The sequence below is a fragment of the Streptomyces sp. NPDC014623 genome (genome assembly GCF_043088245.1).
Classification (GTDB): Bacteria; Actinomycetota; Actinomycetes; order Streptomycetales; family Streptomycetaceae; genus Streptomyces.
The window spans coordinates 57118-74090 of record NZ_JBIBZU010000016.1; the positions used below are offsets into that span (position 1 = coordinate 57118).

Consider the following 16973-nt stretch of genomic DNA (forward strand, 5'->3'; position numbering starts at 1 on the left):
CGCTGATCCACCAGGAAGTGCGGGACAGCCCTTAGCAGAGGATCAATTTATCGATGTATGCACATCAACTGCTTACGCATCCATGCTCTCGCCTGCGGCGGGTGAACTCCCTTGCCGCCGGTCACGGCCCCTGTGAAACTGCGGACATGATGCGACGCACCCAGGCGGAGCGGGACGCCATGACCGTCGAGATCGGCTACGCCCTGGTCAGCGGAGCCGTGGTGGCCGCGGCCACGTTCACCGGAGTCCTCCTTCCCGCCCTGCTCCTCGAACTGCCGGACGGGGCGGAAGACATGCTGTTCCGGGCCGGCGCCGCGCTCGGCGCGCTGGCCTTCACCGTCCGGGTGGTCCATGCGCTCCGGCGCACTCCCTTCGAGGCCGGGGAAAGGCGCCCGCCGCCCGTCCGGCCGGGCCGACCGGGGCGTACGAGCCCTGACTCGCAGGCGAGCACCACGAGCCGTGCCCTGTCACGGCCCCCGGCTCGGCCATGGCGCGGCCGGCGTGGGCCCTGGCGGTGAGCGGGCTGACGACGGGGCCGCGCGATCTCCTCGTTCGGCAGTGCGGGCTCCACCCTCGCACCGGGGCTCAGTCCGGCACGCGTCAGGCCCTCGTACCGCTGCCGCCGACGGGCCGGCCCTCGAGCAGGCCCACCGAGCACCCCAGTCGGTGCACAGCGTGCCGGTAAAGCTGTTCGCGTGCCTCGACGACCTTGTCGAACTGACCGAAGAGCTCGAAGGAGATCATCCCGAAGAGCTGCGCCCAGGCGGAAACCAGGGCCACCACGACAGCCGGTGGCAGATCGGCGGCCAGGCCGGCCGCCATACGTGCGGCCTCAGGACGCAGTTCGGCGGTCAGCGGGGGGACGGCGAGCCCTTCGGTGAGGTGGGCGTCGCGCACCAGACCGATGAACACCTGGCCCACACGGGAGGCGGGGCCGACGGTGTCCTGCGGTGCGGTGTAGCCGGGGACGGGTGAACCGTAGATCAACGCGTACTCATGGGGGTGTGCGAGAGCCCAGTCACGTACGGCGCAGGCGACCGCCATCCAGCGGGCGGAAGGAGCCTCCGACGGGCCACCGGCCTTCGCAAGGGCCGCCTCGGCCACTTCGCCCACCGCGTCATAGGCATCGATGATGAGCGCGGTCAGCAGGTCGTCGCGACTGGGGAAGTAGCGGTAGAGCGCGGAGGACACCATGCCGAGCTCGCGGGCGACGGCGCGCAGGGAGAGCTTCGCGGCGCCCTCCGCAGCGAGCTGCTCCCTGGCCTCGTCCTTGATGGCTGCGGCGACTTCGATGCGGGCGCGTTCCCTGGCTCCTCGAATGGTGCTCATGCCATCAGTCTGCCATGCGATCGGAGCAGCGAACACAAAAGAGAGCACTGCTCTTGCTTTTGGGTACCCCACGCGTACACACTGATCCCAAACGAGAGCACCGCTCTCCCCATGGCAGGAGTCACCGTGTCGCAGCAGCCCTACTACCTCCAGGCCACCGCCTTCGCGCAGCGGATGAACAGCGTCGTCGGCTGGCTCGCACGCCATGGCGTCAGCCTCCTCGGCTCCGCCGAGATGTCGGTGCGCGGCCGCACGAGCGGCCGGATGCAGCGCATCCCCGTGAACCCCCACCACCACGGCGGCGCCCAGTACCTGGTCTCCGCCCGCGGCCACTCCCAGTGGGTGCGCAACATGCGCGTGGCCGGGGGCGGAGAGCTGAAGGTGGGCCGGAAGGTCCGCACGTTCACCGCCGTGGAGATCGCGGAGGACGAACAGAAGGTACGGATCGTCCGCGCCTACCTGAAACGCTGGGGCTGGGAGGTCAACCAGTACTTCCAGGGCGTCACCGTGAAGTCGACCGACGCCGAGCTCCTCGCCGCGTGCCCCGACCACCCGGTCTTCCGGATCACGGTCGAGAGCTGACCCGGTCCGCTCCCTGGCGGTCCATCACGTGCAGTGCCCGCTGTGCCAGCGGGTGTGAACGGACCAGCTCGGCCAGCGACGTCGTTCCCCGGGTGACGCCCGCGAAGGCGTTCCAGGCCGGGCGGAAGCCCGTCAGGACCGCGTGCAGGAGCCCGGGGCGCCGCTCGAAGAGCCTGAGCATGCGGCGCCCGACGCTCATCTCCACGCCCAGCCCCGCCTTGATCGCGAAAGCGTAGTTGAGCGCCTGGCGCCGGGCGTCCACCGCGTCGTGCGACTCCGCGATCCGCACCGCCCATTCACCCGCGAGCCGCCCGGACCGCAGAGCGAAGGAGATGCCCTCCCTGGTCCAGGGTTCCAGCAGTCCAGCCGCGTCGCCGCAGACCACCACCCGCCCACGGGAGAGCGGCGAGTCGTCGCTGCGGCACCGCGTCAGATGACCGGATGAGATCGTGGGCTCGAATCCGGCGAGGCCCAGACGGCCGACGAAGTCCTCCAGATACCGCTTGGTCCCCGCCCCGTCGCCGCGCGCCGAGATCACACCGACGGTCAGCGTGTCCCCCTTGGGGAACACCCAGCCGTAACTCCCGGGCATCGGGCCCCAGTCGATGAGCACCCGGCCCGCCCAGTCCTCGGCGACCGTCTCCGGCACGGGGATCTCGGCCTCGAGCCCGAGGTCCACCTGATCGAGCTTCACACCGACATGAGCTCCTATGCGGCCGGCGCTCCCGTCCGCACCGACGACGGCCCGGGCCAGCACCGTCTCTCCGCCCGCCGTCACCACGGCGACCGTGCGCCGGTCGGGCACAGCGGTACCGTGCTGCTCCACCCGCGTCACCGCCACGCCCGTGCGCAGCTCGGCGCCCGCCTTCTGGGCCTCCTCCACCAGACCGGCGTCGAATTCCGGCCGGTTGATCAGACCGAAGAGCATGCGCTTGGACCTGCGGGTGCGCGACAGCTTCCCGTTGAGCGAGAAGGTGACCGCGTGGATCCGGTCCTTCAGGGGCAGTTCGAATCCAGGGGGGAGGGAATCCCGCGAGAACCCGATGATTCCGCCGCCGCACGTCTTGTAGCGGGGGATCTCCGCCTTCTCCAGCAACAGCACCCGACGGCCTGCGACAGCTGCCGCGTACGCCGCGGAAGCTCCGGCCGGTCCCGCGCCGACCACGACGACGTCCCATACCGGGGAATCCTGCGGTACCGACGACGACTCATCCGGCTCACGTCCGGCGTCTGCGTTCTCGCTGCTCACGATGTGCTTCTGCTCCCGATCCGGCCAGTGGCCCCGACTGCTCACGGCATCCTACGGCGCGTCGCGGCCGAACTCCGCTGTGGGAGGATCAGCCATGAATTCGTCGTACACGCAACGTCGCATCCACGGCGTCGCCTCCGGCCGCGTACACACCGCGCCCTAGTCCTAACGTCGCACCCACGAGGAGCGTGCCCATGACCGCCCGTCCGATTTCCGAGACCGTCGCCTCGCTGATGCCCCGCGCGAAGGCGGAGCTCGCCGAGCTGGTGGCCTTCCGGTCGGTGGCGGACCCCGCGCAGTTCCCCAGGAGCGAGTGCGAGGCCGCGGCCGACTGGGTCGCCGACGCACTGCGCGCCGAGGACTTCCAGGACGTCGCCCTGCTCGACACCCCCGACGGAACCCAGTCGGTGTACGGCTACCTGCCCGGGCCGGCCGGTGCCCCCACGGTGCTGCTCTACGCGCACTACGACGTGCAGCCGCCGCTGGACGAGTCCGCCTGGCTCTCACCGCCGTTCGAGCTGACCGAGCGCGACGGCCGCTGGTTCGGCCGGGGCGCCGCGGACTGCAAGGGCGGATTCATCATGCACCTGCTCGCGCTGCGCGCCCTCAAGGCGAACGGCGGCGTCCCGGTCTCCGTCAAGGTCATCGCGGAAGGCTCGGAGGAGCAGGGCACGGGCGGCCTCGAACAGTACGCCGAGGCTCATCCGGAGCTGCTGGCCGCCGACACGATCGTCATCGGTGACACCGGCAACTTCCGTGTCGGGCTGCCCACCGTCACCGCCACGCTGCGGGGTATGACCATGCTGCGGGTGCAGCTGGACACCCTCGAGGGGAACCTGCACTCAGGGCAGTTCGGCGGCGCGGCCCCGGACGCGCTGGCCGCGATGATCCAGCTCCTGGCATCCCTGCGGGCCGAGGACGGTACGACGACGGTCGACGGGCTCACGGCCGACGCGGAGTGGGACGGACTGCAGTACCCGGAGAGCGAGTTCCGTGAGGACGCCAAGGTGCTCGACGGCGTGGGGCTCATCGGCACGGGCACGGTCGCCGACCGCATCTGGGCGCGGCCCGCGGTCACCGTCATCGGCATCGACTGCCCGCCGGTGGTCGGCGCCACCCCGTCGCTGCAGGCGAGCGCCCGGGCGCAGATCAGTCTGCGGGTGCCGCCGGGCCAGGACGCGGCCGAGGCGACGAAGCTGCTCACCGCCCACCTGGAGACGCACGCTCCCTGGGGCGCGCGGGTGACCGTGGAACAGGTGGGCCAGGGACAGCCGTTCCGCGCCGACATCACCAGCCCCGCGTACACGTCGATGGCCGAGGCCATGCGGCTCGCCTACCCGGGTGAGGAGATGCAGTCCTCCGGCATGGGCGGCTCCATCCCGCTCTGCAACACCCTGGCCGCGCTTTATCCGCAGGCGGAGATCCTGCTCATCGGGCTGAGCGAGCCCGAGGCCCGGATCCACGCGGTGAACGAGAGCGTGTCCCCCGAGGAGCTCGAGCGGCTCTCGGTCGCCGAGGCCCTGTTCCTGCGGAACTACGCGGAGGCCAGGAAGGGCTGAGTGACCGCACGGGTCGATGCGGTCGCCCTGCCGGTGTCCGCCAGCCGGCGCAGGAGCCTGTCCCGGCGGCGCGCGAGAGGCCGGGGGCGCGGGTACGGCCTGCGTCCGGCCGGTCCCTGCGGGCGGAGACGGGCCGGACGCGGAGGATCCGGAGCCCGCAGGTCACGTCGCGGTCTGTCGCACAGGACTCGTCTCACCGGCTTTCCCTGCCCGCGGATCGGCATGACGGCATGAGGAGAGACCACCTGCCCCGCACCGCCCGTCCTTCCCCCGGTGACCGCGCGGCTGACCCCGGCGTACGCGCTGAGCGAAGTCGCCCGGAGCAGAACCCCGGGCACCGGCGCACCGCCGTCCGTACGTTGGCCGTATGGATTGTGTCGAGGTGCTTCCGCAACTGCACATGTTCCGTTTCCCCATCGGCCAGGCCTACCTCTGGTGTGACGGAGCGGACCTGACCCTGGTCGACGCGGGCGACCGGCACGCGGCCGGCGCCGTCGAGGAAGGCATCCGCCGGCTCGGTCACGACCCGGCCGGGGTCCGGCGGATCGTTCTCACCCACGGCCACCGCGACCACTACGGTGCCGCGCAGGAACTCGCGGACAGGTACGGCGCCGAGATCCTGGCGCACCGGCTGGACGCACCGGTCGTCCGGGGTGAGGAGCCCGTGCCCGAACCCGTCCTGCACGACTGGGAACTGCCCCTCTACGAGCATGCGCTGACGGTTCCCGAGGCTCCGCCCACCCGGGTCGACCGGGAGCTGACGGACGGCGACGAGCTGCCTTTCGGCGGCGGCGCCCTGGTGGTGCACTCCCCCGGTCACACCCCCGGGTCCATCGGCCTCCACCTGCCCCGCCATGACGTGCTGTTCACCGGGGACGCCGTGGCCGGGGTGGGCAGGGTGATGCTGGGAGTGTTCAACACCGACCACGCCCAGGCCGGAGCGTCGTTCCGCCGGCTGGCCGCTCTCGGTCCCGCGGTCGCCTGCTTCGGTCACGGTGATCCCCTCACCGAGGGCGCGGCGGCTGCTCTGCGGGCCGCCGCGCGGTGACCGGCGGCCCGCAGGGGGTCATCGGGCGCCCACGGGGACCCCGGCCTCCAGATTCAGCACGACGGAGCGCTCGCGGGCGCGCAGCGCCCAGCGGAGCCGCTCGAAGCGGGTCGGCGGGAGCATGCCGGCCGCCTCCTCCTCGGTGACGAACCGCCAGCCGCGCAGTTCCGAACCCGGCAGGAGCAGTCGAGCGGCCTCCTCACCCCGCAGCCGGCCGCCGTCGAACAGGAAGCGCAGGCCTCCGTACGCGGGCGGCTCAGGCGCCTCCCAGTCGACCACCAGGAGGTCCGGCTCCCTGTCCAGGCGAAGCCCGAGCTCCTCGGCGACCTCCCGGATCCCTGCCTGTGCCGGGGCCTCTCCGGGCTCCACCACACCGCCGGGGAACTCCCAGCCTGGCTTGTAGGTGGGGTCCACGAGCAGCACCCGGTCCTGCTCGTCGAAGAGCAGCACCCCTGACGCCACGGTCTCCCCGCGCGGCTCGGGGGTCTGGACTATCCCGCACTCCCCGGCCGCACCGGTGCGCAGTGCTTCGGCGATCCGCTCGGCCGTCTCGTACGGGGTGAGGGCACTGGTGTCGATCGTGTGGGCGTCCGCGGTGATCCACCCGAGCGCCGCCCGGTAGGGCTCGATGTGGTCGTAGGCCCACTGCCTGATCCGCTCGCTGTGCTCGGGGTCGTCGGCGAACTCCTCCCGTTCCGCGATCCGTTTACGCAGGATCGTTTCCTCAGGTGAGAGCAGTACATGGCACACGGGTATGCGCCGGGAGGCGAGCCCTCCGAAGATCTCGTCACGGTAGTCCTGTCTCAGCAGTGTCATCGGCACCACCAGCACCCCGGGGAGTTCCGCGAGAAGAGCGGCTGCCGTATCGACCACCAGGCGCCGCCATATCGGCAGGTCCTGGAAGTCGGTCACTTCGGCGAGCTTCTTCTGGGGCAGCAGCCGGCGCAGCGCCCCGCCGGTGAGTTCGGGGTCGTAGAAGGTGCTGTTCGGGATCAGATCGATCAGTTCGCACGCGGCGCTGGTCTTGCCCGCACTGAACGCACCGTTGATCCAGACGATCACGGGTCCCCCTCTTCCGTAGCCCCCTGTGGCTTGCCCGCAACACCCCGCTCCGGAAACCCTGCGGGGTGAGGCGGTTGCGCCGGCGCGGCCGCCGGGGCGTTCCACTGTACGAGCCCGGACGGTCGCACCACCGTGACGAGCGGCGGCCGGACGTCGTTGGAGCAGACAGCCACGGGGACGACGAGGGGGTGCGCGGTGCACCGCACGGTACTGGAACGGTTTCCCGCGGGAGGCCCACGGGGCAGCCGGCCCGCGGAGGAATTCGCGGCGGCGCGGCGCCGCGAGGGAGTGGCCGCCGAGGTCGTGATGGACCTGGAGCAGGACACCTACCTGGTGGTCGCGCCCCAGCAGCCGGCGGACCAGGGCCGCTGAACAGCAGGACCGGGGTCGCCTACGGAGCGGCTACGGCCCGCACGCCGTTCGGGACGCCGGCGCGGGCCCTCGAGGCTGCGGCCGCCGCACCGACCAGGCCCGCGTCGGCGCCCATGACCGCGGAGGTCACGGTGAGGCCCTGGACGAAGGAGAGCGTGGCGTAGTCGCGCAGCGACCTGCGCAGCGGGGCGAAGAGCACCTCACCCGCCCCGGCCACTCCCCCTCCGATCACAGCGATCTCGATGTCGGTCAGCGTGGCGGTGGCGGCGATTCCGGCGGCGAGTGCCTGGGCGGCCCGTTCGAAGGAGGCGGCCGCGACCGGGTCCCCTGCCCGCGCAGCGGCGGCCACCGCGGCGGCTGTCGCATCACCGTCCGGGTCGGGGCACCAGCCGTTCTCCAGGGCCCGCCGGGCGATGTTCGGCCCGCTGGCGAGGCGTTCCACGCAGCCGCGTGCTCCGCAGGGGCACGGGTCCCCGTCCAGGTCGACACTGATGTGACCGATGTGACCGGCGTTGCCCGAGGGCCCGGGGTGCAGCTTTCCGCCCAGTACGAGGCCGCCGCCGACACCGGTCGAGACGACCAGGCACAGCGCGTTGTCATAACCGCGGGCGGCACCCAGCCAGTGCTCGGCCGCCGTCATCGCGACTCCGTCACCGACGAGTGTGACCGGCAGCCCGCCGGTCGCCACGGCCACCCGGTCAACCAGCGGAAACCCGCGCCAGCCCGGGACGTTGACGGGGCTGACCGTGCCGGCCGAGGCGTCCACGGGCCCTGCGCTGCCGATGCCGACCGCTCGCGCCCGGTGCCACAGCGGAGAGGCCATCAGCTCCGCCAGGACGTCATTCACCGCGCCCATCACGGCCTCGGCTCCGTCGTGAGCCGGTGTCGGACGCTGCGTCCGTACGAGAAGAGAGCCGCCGCCGTCCACCAACGCTCCGGCGATCTTGGTACCGCCGATGTCGAGCGCGGTGACGAGGTCGGTATGCATCGGTGTGGACTCTCCGGAGGGGTGTGGCGCAGGACCTGCGGCTTCAGTCGGATGGCCCACCCAGTTTCCATTCTCTTGACAACGTTGTCCAGGGCCTATGCTCGACGCCACAGCATCCGGCCTCTCCCCGGCGCCACCGGCGGAGGCCGGAATCACACGTTCCCGACGTCAGGACAGCGCACCGTGGCCGAGACCGCCCGCCCTTCCGAGTCCCGCTACGGCAACAGGCCGACCATGAAGGATGTGGCAGCCCGTGCCGGAGTGGGGCTCAAGACGGTCTCACGCGTGGTGAACAGCGAGGCCGGGGTCACCCCCGACACCGAGCGTCGCGTCCATGAGGCCATCGAGGCACTCGGCTTCCGCCGGAACGACAGTGCACGCGTCCTCCGCAAGGGCCGCACCGCGTCCATCGGTCTGGTGCTGGAGGACCTGGCGGACCCCTTCTACGGCCCGCTGAGCCGCGCCGTGGAGGAAGTGGCCCGCGCCCACGGCGCGCTGCTGATCAACGGCTCCAGCGCCGAGGACCCGGAGCGTGAACAGGAGCTCGTCCTCGCGCTGTGCGCCCGCCGGGTGGACGGCCTCATCGTGATCCCGGCGGGCGACGACCACCGCTATCTGGAGCCGGAGATGAGGGCGGGCATCGCCACCGTGTTCGTCGACCGCCCGGCGGGCCGGGTGGAGGCGGACATGGTCCTGTCGGACAGCTTCGGCGGAGCCCGCGCAGGCGTCGCCCACCTCGTCGCGCACGGTCACCGCAGGATCGGCTTCATCGGGGACCAGCCGCGCATCCACACCGCCACGGAACGAGTCCGCGGGTACCACGCGGCCCTGGCCGACGCCGGGATCGAGGCCGAGGACAGCTGGGTCTCCCTCGGCCCGACCGATCCGGCCCGGGTGCGGGCCGCCGTCGAGGCCATGCTCACCGGCCCCGAGCCGGTGACCGCCCTCTTCGCGGGCAACAACCGGGTGACGGTCACCGCTGTCCGCGTCCTCGCCGAGTGCGACCGCCGCGTCGCCCTGGTCGGCTTCGACGACATCGAACTGGCCGACCTGCTCGGCATCACGGTGATCTCGCAGGATGCCGCGGCGGTCGGGCGTACCGCGGCGGAACATCTGTTCCGCCGCTTGGACGGCGCCGCTCACGCCCCCGCCAGGGTGGAGCTCCCGACCCGGCTCATCCCACGCGGCTCGGGGGAGCTCCCTCCCGCGTGACGCCTACGGCGCCGTCACGGTCAGCCCGCCGCGGCGGGGTGAGGCGAAGGCGTCCAGGTCCGCGCGGGTCAGGCCGGTGAGGCCGGCGACCTCAGCGGTGTCCAGGGCCCCGCAGTCGATGCCCCGGAGCAGATAGCCACTGAGCGCCTTCGCCGTGGCGGGCTCGTCCATGACGTCTCCACCGGCCCTGGCCGCGTAGGCGGCGAGCCGGGACGCGGCCTGGCCGAGGCCCTCGCGGTAGAAGGCGTACACGGCCGCGTAGCGGGTGGGCAGATGGCCCGGGTGCATGTCCCAGCCCTGGTAGTAGGCGCGGGCCAGAGCGCGGCGGGTGAGGCCGTAGTGCAGGCGCCAGGCGTCGTGGACCTGCTGGGTGGACCCGACGGGCAGGACGTTCGTCGAGCCGTCGCAGACCCGCACCCCCGTGCCTGCGGCGGCGACCTGCATGACGGCCTTGGCGTGGTCGGCAGCGGGGTGGTCACTGGCCTGGTGGGCGGGACTGACGCCGACGCAGGCGCTGTAGTCGAAGGTCCCGTAGTGCAGGCCGGTCGCCCGGCCCCGGGCGGCGTCGATCATGCGGGCCACGGCGGCGGTGCCGTCCGCCGCGAGGATGGACTGACTGGTCTCGATCTGGATCTCGAACCCGAGGCGCCCGGAGGGCAGGCCGTGGGTCTCCTCGAACGCCTCGAGGAGCCGCACGAAGGCGGTGACCTGCTCGGGGTACGTCACCTTGGGCAGCGTCAGGACGAGCCCTTCGGGCAGACCTCCGGCCCGCATCAGGCCGGTGAGGAAGATGTCCGTGGTGCGGATGCCCCGGTCGCGGACGGCCGCTTCCATGCACTTCATCCGGATGCCCATGTACGGGGCGGCGGTGCCGTCGCCGTACGCCTCGGCGATCAGGCGCGCCGCGCGGGCGGCAGCCTCGTCCTCCTCGGCGTCGGGACGGGGCCCGTAGCCGTCCTCGAAGTCGATGCGCAGGTCCTCGACCGGCTCCCGCTCCAGCTTGGCCCGCACACGGTCGTGGACGGGCTCCGCGAGTCCCTGCGGGATCCCGAGGGCCGTGGCGAGCGCGGCGGCGTCGGGGGCGTGCTCGTCGAGCGCCGCCAGCGCCTGGTCGCCCCAGGTGCGGAGGGTGTCGGGGGTGAAACTGTCGGCGGGCACGTAGACGGTGTGGACGGGCTGGCGCGTGCCGGGGTCCCCCGGGTATCGGCGGGCGAGTTCGGCGTCCACCGGCGTGAGGGAGGCGCTGATCTCCTCACCGACCGTGCCGGCGAGGCTCGTCGCCACCTTCTCCTGCTGACCCATGACCATATCCTCCAGCGCTTAATTATTCCGCTTCTCGGAATGTTTCATCCGCATAGTGAAGTTATAAGCCTCCCGGTCGCTGCGTCAACGGTGGTCGAAAACAGCCCGGGGCCACGCGGTGAGAACACCACGCGGCCCCGGGCCCTGGTACGCGAACAGCTCCTGCCGGGTCAGCCCTTGCGGGACTTGACCTCGTCGGTGAGCTGCGGGACGACGTCGAAGAGGTCACCGACGACGCCGTAGTCGACGAGGTCGAAGATCGGCGCTTCGGCGTCCTTGTTGACCGCGACGATGGTCTTCGAGGTCTGCATGCCAGCCCGGTGCTGGATCGCGCCGGAGATGCCGGAGGCGATGTACAGCTGCGGGGAGACCGACTTGCCGGTCTGACCGACCTGGTTGGTGTGCGGGTACCAGCCGGCGTCGACGGCGGCGCGGGAGGCGCCGACGGCCGCGCCGAGGGAGTCGGCGAGCGCCTCGATGATCCCGAAGTTCTCCGCGCCGTTGACTCCGCGGCCGCCGGAGACGACGATCGCGGCCTCGGTCAGCTCCGGACGCCCGGTCGACTCACGCGGGGTGCGCGAGAGGACCTTGGTGCCGGTGGCCGTCGCGGAGAAGGAGACCGTGAGGGCCTCGACGGCACCCGCGGCCGGGGCGGCCTCGACGGCGGCCGAGTTCGGCTTGACCGTGATGACCGCAGTGCCCTTGGAGACACGGGACTTGGTGGTGTACGAGGCGGCGAACGCGGACTGCGTGGCGACCGGACCCTGGTCACCGGCCTCCAGGTCGACGGCGTCGGTGATGATGCCGGAACCGATACGGAGCGCGAGACGGGCCGCGATCTCCTTGGCCTCGGCCGAGGAGGGCAGCAGCACCGCGGCCGGGGACACCGCGTCGTACGCGGCCTGGAGCGCGTCGACCTTGGGCACGACGAGGTAGTCGGCGAACTCCGGGGCGTCGGCGGTCAGCACCTTGACCGCACCGTGCTCGGCGAGCGCGGCGGCGGTGTCGGCCGCCCCGTTGCCCAGCGCGACGGCGACCGGCTCGCCGATGCGGCGGGCGAGCGTCAGCAGCTCCAGCGTGGGCTTGCGGACGGCACCGTCCACGTGGTCGACATAGACGAGAACTTCAGCCATGGGACTTCAATCTCCTGCGTGCGAAAGAGGCGGGGCGGTGGAAGGAACGGCCGGGGCTCAGATGAACTTCTGGCCCGCGAGGAACTCGGCCAGCTGCTTGCCGCCCTCACCCTCGTCCTTGACGATCGTGCCCGCCGTACGGGCGGGGCGCTCGGCCGCGGAGTCGACCGCGGTCCAGGAGCCGCCCAGGCCGACCTCGTCCGCCTCGATCTCCAGGTCCTCGAGGTCCCAGGACTGAACCGGCTTCTTCTTGGCCGCCATGATGCCCTTGAACGACGGGTAACGGGCCTCGCCCGACTGGTCGGTCACGGAGACCACGGCCGGCAGGGACGCCTCGAGCTGCTCGCTCGCGGAGTCGCCGTCGCGGCGGCCCTTGACCGTGCCGTCCTCGACCGAGACCTCGGAGAGCAGTGTGACCTGCGGGACGCCGAGGCGCTCCGCGAGCAGCGCCGGCAGCACACCCATGGTGCCGTCCGTCGACGCCATACCGCAGATCACCAGGTCGTAGCCGGTCTTCTCGACGGCCTTGGCCAGGACCAGGGAGGTGCCGATGACGTCGGTGCCGTGGAGGTCGTCGTCCTCGACGTGGACGGCCTTGTCGGCGCCCATCGACAGCGCCTTGCGCAGCGCGTCCTTGGCGTCCTCGGGTCCCACCGTGAGCACGGTGATCTCCGCGTCGTCCGCTTCGTCGGCGATCTGCAGCGCCTGCTCGACCGCGTACTCGTCGAGCTCCGACAGCAGACCGTCGACGTCGTCACGGTCCAGGGTCAGGTCATCGGCGAAGTGCCGGTCGCCGGTGGCGTCGGGCACGTACTTCACACAGACAACGATCCTCAAGCTCACGCCGGCTCTCCTACTGCATCGTCATTTCTGGGCTGCCTTGTTGCACGCAGCATAGGCGCCTTATCGGGCGGTTTCCGGTCGGGGCGACCCGGCTCCCGGTGAAATATTACTCGCCAGTACACCCAGTACGTTACCCATAAGCAAGCGCTTGGAACTGTGACCTAGCCAACGGAGACCGCCCCGCCGTCGCCCTGCTCGTCCTCAGTCTCGCAGAGCCGTGAACCGGCCCTGGTGGTAGACCAGTGGCCGACCCCCTCCCGAGGGGTCCCCGGCCACGGCCTCGGCGATCACGATGTGGTGGTCCCCCGCCGGGATCCGGGCCGCCACCCGGCAGACCAGCCAGGCCACCACCCCGCCGAGCAGCGGCACCCCCTCCGGGCCCCGGCGCCAGTCGGTGGACGGACCGAACCGGTCGGCGCCGCTGCGCGCGAACGTCGCGGCGAGCTCCTGCTGGCCCTCGCCGAGTATGTGCACGCCCACGTACCCGGCCTCCGCGATCACCGGCCAGCTGGAGGACGAGACGCCCACCCCGAAGGAGATGAGCGGCGGCTCGGCCGCCACGGAGTTGAGCGAGGTCGCGGTGAAACCGACGGGACGCGCGCCGGCGGCGGTGATCACGGCCACCCCGGCGGCGTGCTGCCGGAAGACGGAGCGGAGCAGTTCGGGGGCAGCCGTCACGGGAGTGCCGAGACCGGGTGAGGCCGTCATGGAGAGATCCTTCTGCGGGGAGGCGTACGGGCCGTACTTCTTCAGGCATCCGGACAGCGCGCGCTCGCATGGCGCACGAGGTCCACGTGGACCCGGACGAAGAGAAGGGGTACCGGCGGCATGCCGTCAGGGTGACGATCCGTGGTGTACACAGTCAAGCGGGTCCCGTCATGTGGGAGATGCGTCACGGTCCGTCACATCGCCTGCCCCAGTGCGGCCACGACATCCGCCGTACGCGGCCGGCCCACCGCGCGGCGGACGATGCGGCCCTTCGCGTCGAGCACCAGGACCGTGGGGGTCCGGCTGATCCCGAGGCTGCGCACGAGCGTGAGATGCGCCTCGGCGTCGATCTCGACGTGGACGACGCCCTCGACCATCCCGGCCACCTCCGTGAGGATGCGCCTGGTGGCGCGGCACGGCTGGCAGAACGCGCTCGAGAACTGCACCAGGGTGGCCCGGTCCCCCAGTTCCGCGCCTAGTCGGGCTGCGTCCATGGTGACGACAGCCGTGTCCGGGTCCATCCACTGCCTCCCTCTCGGAGTCCGCACAAAAGGCCAGCACCCTGCGACCGCATTACATTCCCGGATGATTCACGTGACGAGAATCTCTCGCCTCGGGCCCTTTGGGGCTGGCCACGGCGTCGCGCATGGGGCACGATCGCCCCAATGCCGAAAACCTACGGCTGCGTAACTTCCGCCGGGAGAACCCTCCCCAGGCACCGAAGAAGGGTCTTCAACCAGATGGCAGAGCTCGTCTATCGGCCGGTCATCGGCGCCGCTCGCACGCTGTTCAAGGCGCTCGACCTGAAGATCGACACCCAGGGTTCGGAACACATCCCGAAAACCGGTGGCGCGGTTCTGGTCAGCAACCACATCAGCTATCTGGACTTCATCTTCACCGGACTCGGTGCCCTGCCGCAGAAACGGCTCGTCCGCTTCATGGCGAAGGACTCGGTGTTCCGCCACAAGGTGTCCGGCCCCCTGATGCGCGGCATGAAACACATTCCCGTCGACCGCGACCAGGGCGAGGACGCCTACGCCCACGCGCTCGCGTCGCTGCGCTCGGGTGAGATCGTCGGCGTGTTCCCCGAGGCGACCATCTCGCAGTCGTTCACGCTCAAGAGCTTCAAGTCGGGTGCGGCACGGCTGGCCCAGGAAGCCGGCGTACCGCTGGTCCCGATGGCACTGTGGGGCACCCAGCGCCTGTGGACCAAGGGGCGTCCGCGCAATTTCAAGCGCAGCCACACACCGATCACGATCCGGGTCGGCGAGGCCATGGAGGCTCCCGCCGACCAGTACGCGGGCGCCCTCACCCGTCGGCTGCGCGAGCGCGTCCAGGAGCTCCTCGAAGCCGCGCAACGGGCTTATCCCGTGCGCCCCAAGGACGCGGCCGACACCTGGTGGGTGCCGGCGCACCTCGGCGGTACGGCTCCGACGCCCGCCGAGGTGCGCGAGTTCGGCTGATCCGTCGCAGGCGGAGGGATCCCGGGCCGGGCCACGCGGAGTGATCCGTGCTCCGGGACTCATGGTTCCGAGCGCTCCGGCGGGCTCGGCGGCTGCGCCCCGGGCTTCGCCGTGTCCTGGTCACTCACAGCCCGTCCTCCGAATGCGGGATCACGTCACGTACGGCCGCGAAGGCGGCAGAAGCGCATGCGTGTGCATCACCGGTTTCGGCGTCGGGACAGGCGGAGAGATCCTGCCCCGCGGAGCACGCCGGTGCGGTCGGCCGAGTCCGGCCGACCGCACCTCCGTACGCCTACTGCCTGCCCATCTCCTCCTTGAGCGCCAGCAGGAAGGCGTCCACATCGTCCTCGCGGGTGTCGAAGGCACACATCCAGCGGACGTCGCCGGCCTTCTCGTCCCAGAAGTAGAACCGGAACCGCTTCTGCAGCCGCTCGGACACCTCGTGCGGCAGCCGGGCGAAGACGGCGTTGGCCTGGACCGGGTAGAGGATCTCCACGCCGTCCACCGCCCGGACCCCCTCGGCGAGCCGTTGGGCCATCTCGTTGGCGTGCCGTGCGTTGCGCAGCCAGAGGTCCCGGGCGAGCAGCGCCTCCAGCTGGACCGAGACGAAGCGCATCTTGGACGCGAGCTGCATCGACAGCTTGCGCAGATGCTTCATGGCCCGGACGGAGTCCGGGTCCAGGACGACGACTGCCTCGCCGAAGAGCGCGCCGTTCTTGGTGCCGCCGAAGGAGAGGACATCGACGCCGACCGTGTTGGTGAACGAACGCATGGGTACGTCCAGCGACGCGGCGGCGTTGGCTATCCGAGCTCCGTCGAGGTGGACCTTCATACCCCGCTCGTGGGCGTGGTCGCAGACGGCACGGATCTCGTCGGGTGTGTAGACGGTGCCGAGCTCGGTGTTCTGGGTGATCGAGACGACCTGCGGCATGGCCCGGTGCTCGTCCTCCCAGCCGTACGCCTCGCGGTCGATGAGCTCCGGCGTGAGCTTGCCGTCCGGGGTCGGGACGGTGAGCAGCTTCAGTCCGCCCACCCGCTCCGGGGCCCCGCCCTCGTCCACATTGATGTGCGCGGACTCGGCGCAGATCACCGCGCCCCAGCGGTCCGTCAGGGCCTGGAGGGCGACGACGTTGGCTCCGGTGCCGTTGAAGACCGGGAAGGCCTCGGCGGTCGGGCCGAAGTGGCTGTGCATGATCCGCTGGAGGTGGCCGGTGTAATCGTCCTCTCCGTAGGCGACCTGATGGCCGCCGTTGGCGAGAGCGAGCGCGGCGAGAACCTCGGGGTGCGCGCCGGCGTAGTTGTCACTGGCGAAACCGCGTACCTGCGGATCGTGATGACGTCGCGCATCGGTCCTTACGGTTGCGGGGTCAGCCACAGACGCTTTCCGTTCACTTCTCCGGCGGGCTTGTCCCAGACTCCGGCGATGGCCTCGGCCAGCTCCGTGACGTCCGTGAAGCCCGCGAACTTCGCATTCGGGCGCTCGGCGCGCATCGCGTCGTGCACCAGTGCCTTGACCACCAGGATCGCAGCTGCCGACGTCGGGCCCTCGTCGCCCCCCGCCTTGCGGAAGGCGTCGGCCATGGCGAGCGTCCAGGCCTCGGCCGCCGCCTTGGAAGCGGCGTAGGCCGCGTTGCCCGCGGTGGGGTTGCTGGCACCGGCCGCGCTGATCAGCACGTACCGGCCCCGGTCGCTGCGCTGGATGGCCTCGTGGAAGGCGAGCGAGGTGGACTGGACGGTGCGGATCAGCAGCTTCTCGAGGTGCTCCCAGTCGGTGAGGCTGGTGTCCGCGAAGCCGGAACCGCCGCGCCAGCCCCCGACCAGGTGGACCAGGCCGTCGACGCGGCCGAACTCCTTCTCCGTCTTGTCGGCCCATTCCCGCGCGGCTGCCAGGTCGAGGAGATCGACCGTGTCGCCGGTGACCGTCGCTCCGCCGTGGGCGTAGCGTGCGGCGTCGACGGCCTCCACGAGCCGCTCGGGACTGGCGTCGGCGGCGACCACGGTCGCACCCGCCTCGGCGAGCCTGAGCAGGGTGGCGCGGCCCGCAGGCCCCGCCGCTCCGGCCACCGCGATCACAGCACCCTCGAGCACGCCGCTGTCACCCCTGTCTGTTCCGTTCATCGCCA

At 71.2% G+C, this 16973-nt stretch carries 18 protein-coding genes; 7 read left to right on the forward strand and 11 right to left on the reverse strand.

What is annotated here, in order from left to right; translation table 11 throughout:
- Positions 1–146: 146 nt before the first annotated feature.
- The gene (locus tag ACF1FZ_RS24470) at positions 147–518 is read left to right on the forward strand and encodes a DUF6332 family protein (RefSeq protein ID WP_391775532.1); all 372 of its coding nucleotides are present in this window, start codon (positions 147–149) and stop codon (positions 516–518) included.
- 82 nt (positions 519–600) lie between these two features.
- Here ACF1FZ_RS24470 and ACF1FZ_RS24475 read toward each other — a convergent pair whose 3' ends face one another.
- Complete coding sequence (locus ACF1FZ_RS24475; RefSeq protein ID WP_391775533.1) at positions 601–1329, reverse strand: TetR/AcrR family transcriptional regulator; 729 nt, start codon at positions 1327–1329, stop codon at positions 601–603.
- A 126-nt stretch (positions 1330–1455) separates the two neighbouring features.
- Between ACF1FZ_RS24475 and ACF1FZ_RS24480 the strand changes: the two genes are divergently transcribed.
- Positions 1456–1911, forward strand: coding sequence for a nitroreductase/quinone reductase family protein (locus tag ACF1FZ_RS24480; protein ID WP_391775534.1), 456 nt, complete (start codon positions 1456–1458; stop codon positions 1909–1911).
- Here the strand turns inward: ACF1FZ_RS24480 and ACF1FZ_RS24485 are convergent.
- The gene (locus tag ACF1FZ_RS24485; RefSeq protein ID WP_391775535.1) at positions 1895–3160 is read right to left on the reverse strand and encodes a geranylgeranyl reductase family protein; all 1266 of its coding nucleotides are present in this window, start codon (positions 3158–3160) and stop codon (positions 1895–1897) included. The two genes, ACF1FZ_RS24480 and ACF1FZ_RS24485, sit on opposite strands and share 17 nt — an antisense overlap.
- Before the next feature lie 194 nt (positions 3161–3354).
- Here ACF1FZ_RS24485 and ACF1FZ_RS24490 point away from each other — a divergent pair, with 194 nt between their 5' ends.
- On the forward strand, positions 3355–4719 hold the full coding sequence (locus ACF1FZ_RS24490) for a dipeptidase (RefSeq protein ID WP_391775536.1): 1365 nt from the start codon (positions 3355–3357) through the stop codon (positions 4717–4719).
- A 367-nt stretch (positions 4720–5086) separates the two neighbouring features.
- On the forward strand, positions 5087–5767 hold the full coding sequence (locus tag ACF1FZ_RS24495; RefSeq protein ID WP_391775537.1) for an MBL fold metallo-hydrolase: 681 nt from the start codon (positions 5087–5089) through the stop codon (positions 5765–5767).
- Positions 5768–5785: 18 nt separating this feature from the next.
- Here the strand turns inward: ACF1FZ_RS24495 and ACF1FZ_RS24500 are convergent, their stop codons facing one another.
- Positions 5786–6829, reverse strand: coding sequence for an NUDIX domain-containing protein (locus ACF1FZ_RS24500; RefSeq protein ID WP_391775538.1), 1044 nt, complete (start codon positions 6827–6829; stop codon positions 5786–5788).
- A gap of 195 nt (positions 6830–7024) precedes the next feature.
- On the opposite strand from ACF1FZ_RS24500, the gene ACF1FZ_RS24505 reads away from it, so the two are divergent.
- Positions 7025–7201 carry a hypothetical protein gene (locus ACF1FZ_RS24505; protein ID WP_391775539.1) on the forward strand — a complete coding sequence of 59 codons (177 nt, stop codon included), beginning with the start codon at positions 7025–7027 and terminating at the stop codon, positions 7199–7201.
- 19 nt (positions 7202–7220) lie between these two features.
- Here the strand turns inward: ACF1FZ_RS24505 and ACF1FZ_RS24510 are convergent, their stop codons facing one another.
- On the reverse strand, positions 7221–8189 hold the full coding sequence (locus ACF1FZ_RS24510; protein ID WP_391775540.1) for an ROK family protein: 969 nt from the start codon (positions 8187–8189) through the stop codon (positions 7221–7223).
- A gap of 183 nt (positions 8190–8372) precedes the next feature.
- Here ACF1FZ_RS24510 and ACF1FZ_RS24515 point away from each other — a divergent pair, with 183 nt between their 5' ends.
- Complete coding sequence (locus ACF1FZ_RS24515; RefSeq protein ID WP_391775541.1) at positions 8373–9401, forward strand: LacI family DNA-binding transcriptional regulator; 1029 nt, start codon at positions 8373–8375, stop codon at positions 9399–9401.
- A 3-nt stretch (positions 9402–9404) separates the two neighbouring features.
- Here ACF1FZ_RS24515 and ACF1FZ_RS24520 read toward each other — a convergent pair whose 3' ends face one another.
- The 5 genes from ACF1FZ_RS24520 to ACF1FZ_RS24540 form a co-directional block, all read right to left on the reverse strand.
- Positions 9405–10703: a DUF6986 family protein gene (locus tag ACF1FZ_RS24520; RefSeq protein ID WP_391775542.1), complete on the reverse strand. Its 1299-nt coding sequence runs from the start codon at positions 10701–10703 to the stop codon at positions 9405–9407.
- A 170-nt stretch (positions 10704–10873) separates the two neighbouring features.
- Positions 10874–11836, reverse strand: a complete 963-nt coding sequence (locus ACF1FZ_RS24525) for an electron transfer flavoprotein subunit alpha/FixB family protein (RefSeq protein WP_391775543.1) — start codon at positions 11834–11836, stop codon at positions 10874–10876.
- Positions 11837–11893: 57 nt separating this feature from the next.
- On the reverse strand, positions 11894–12679 hold the full coding sequence (locus ACF1FZ_RS24530) for an electron transfer flavoprotein subunit beta/FixA family protein (RefSeq protein WP_391775544.1): 786 nt from the start codon (positions 12677–12679) through the stop codon (positions 11894–11896).
- A gap of 201 nt (positions 12680–12880) precedes the next feature.
- Entirely contained in the window at positions 12881–13387 is a 507-nt protein-coding gene (locus ACF1FZ_RS24535) for a flavin reductase family protein (protein WP_391775545.1), read from the reverse strand.
- 194 nt (positions 13388–13581) lie between these two features.
- Complete coding sequence (locus ACF1FZ_RS24540; RefSeq protein WP_391775546.1) at positions 13582–13908, reverse strand: TlpA family protein disulfide reductase; 327 nt, start codon at positions 13906–13908, stop codon at positions 13582–13584.
- A gap of 219 nt (positions 13909–14127) precedes the next feature.
- Here ACF1FZ_RS24540 and ACF1FZ_RS24545 point away from each other — a divergent pair, with 219 nt between their 5' ends.
- On the forward strand, positions 14128–14850 hold the full coding sequence (locus tag ACF1FZ_RS24545; RefSeq protein ID WP_391775547.1) for a lysophospholipid acyltransferase family protein: 723 nt from the start codon (positions 14128–14130) through the stop codon (positions 14848–14850).
- Between the two features lie 292 nt (positions 14851–15142).
- Here the strand turns inward: ACF1FZ_RS24545 and ACF1FZ_RS24550 are convergent, their stop codons facing one another.
- Entirely contained in the window at positions 15143–16225 is a 1083-nt protein-coding gene (locus ACF1FZ_RS24550; protein WP_391775548.1) for a threonine aldolase family protein, read from the reverse strand.
- Positions 16204–16968 carry an SDR family NAD(P)-dependent oxidoreductase gene (locus ACF1FZ_RS24555; RefSeq protein WP_391775549.1) on the reverse strand — a complete coding sequence of 255 codons (765 nt, stop codon included), beginning with the start codon at positions 16966–16968 and terminating at the stop codon, positions 16204–16206. Before ACF1FZ_RS24555 ends, ACF1FZ_RS24550 begins: the two co-directional genes overlap by 22 nt.
- Between the last annotated feature and the right edge of the window lie 5 nt (positions 16969–16973).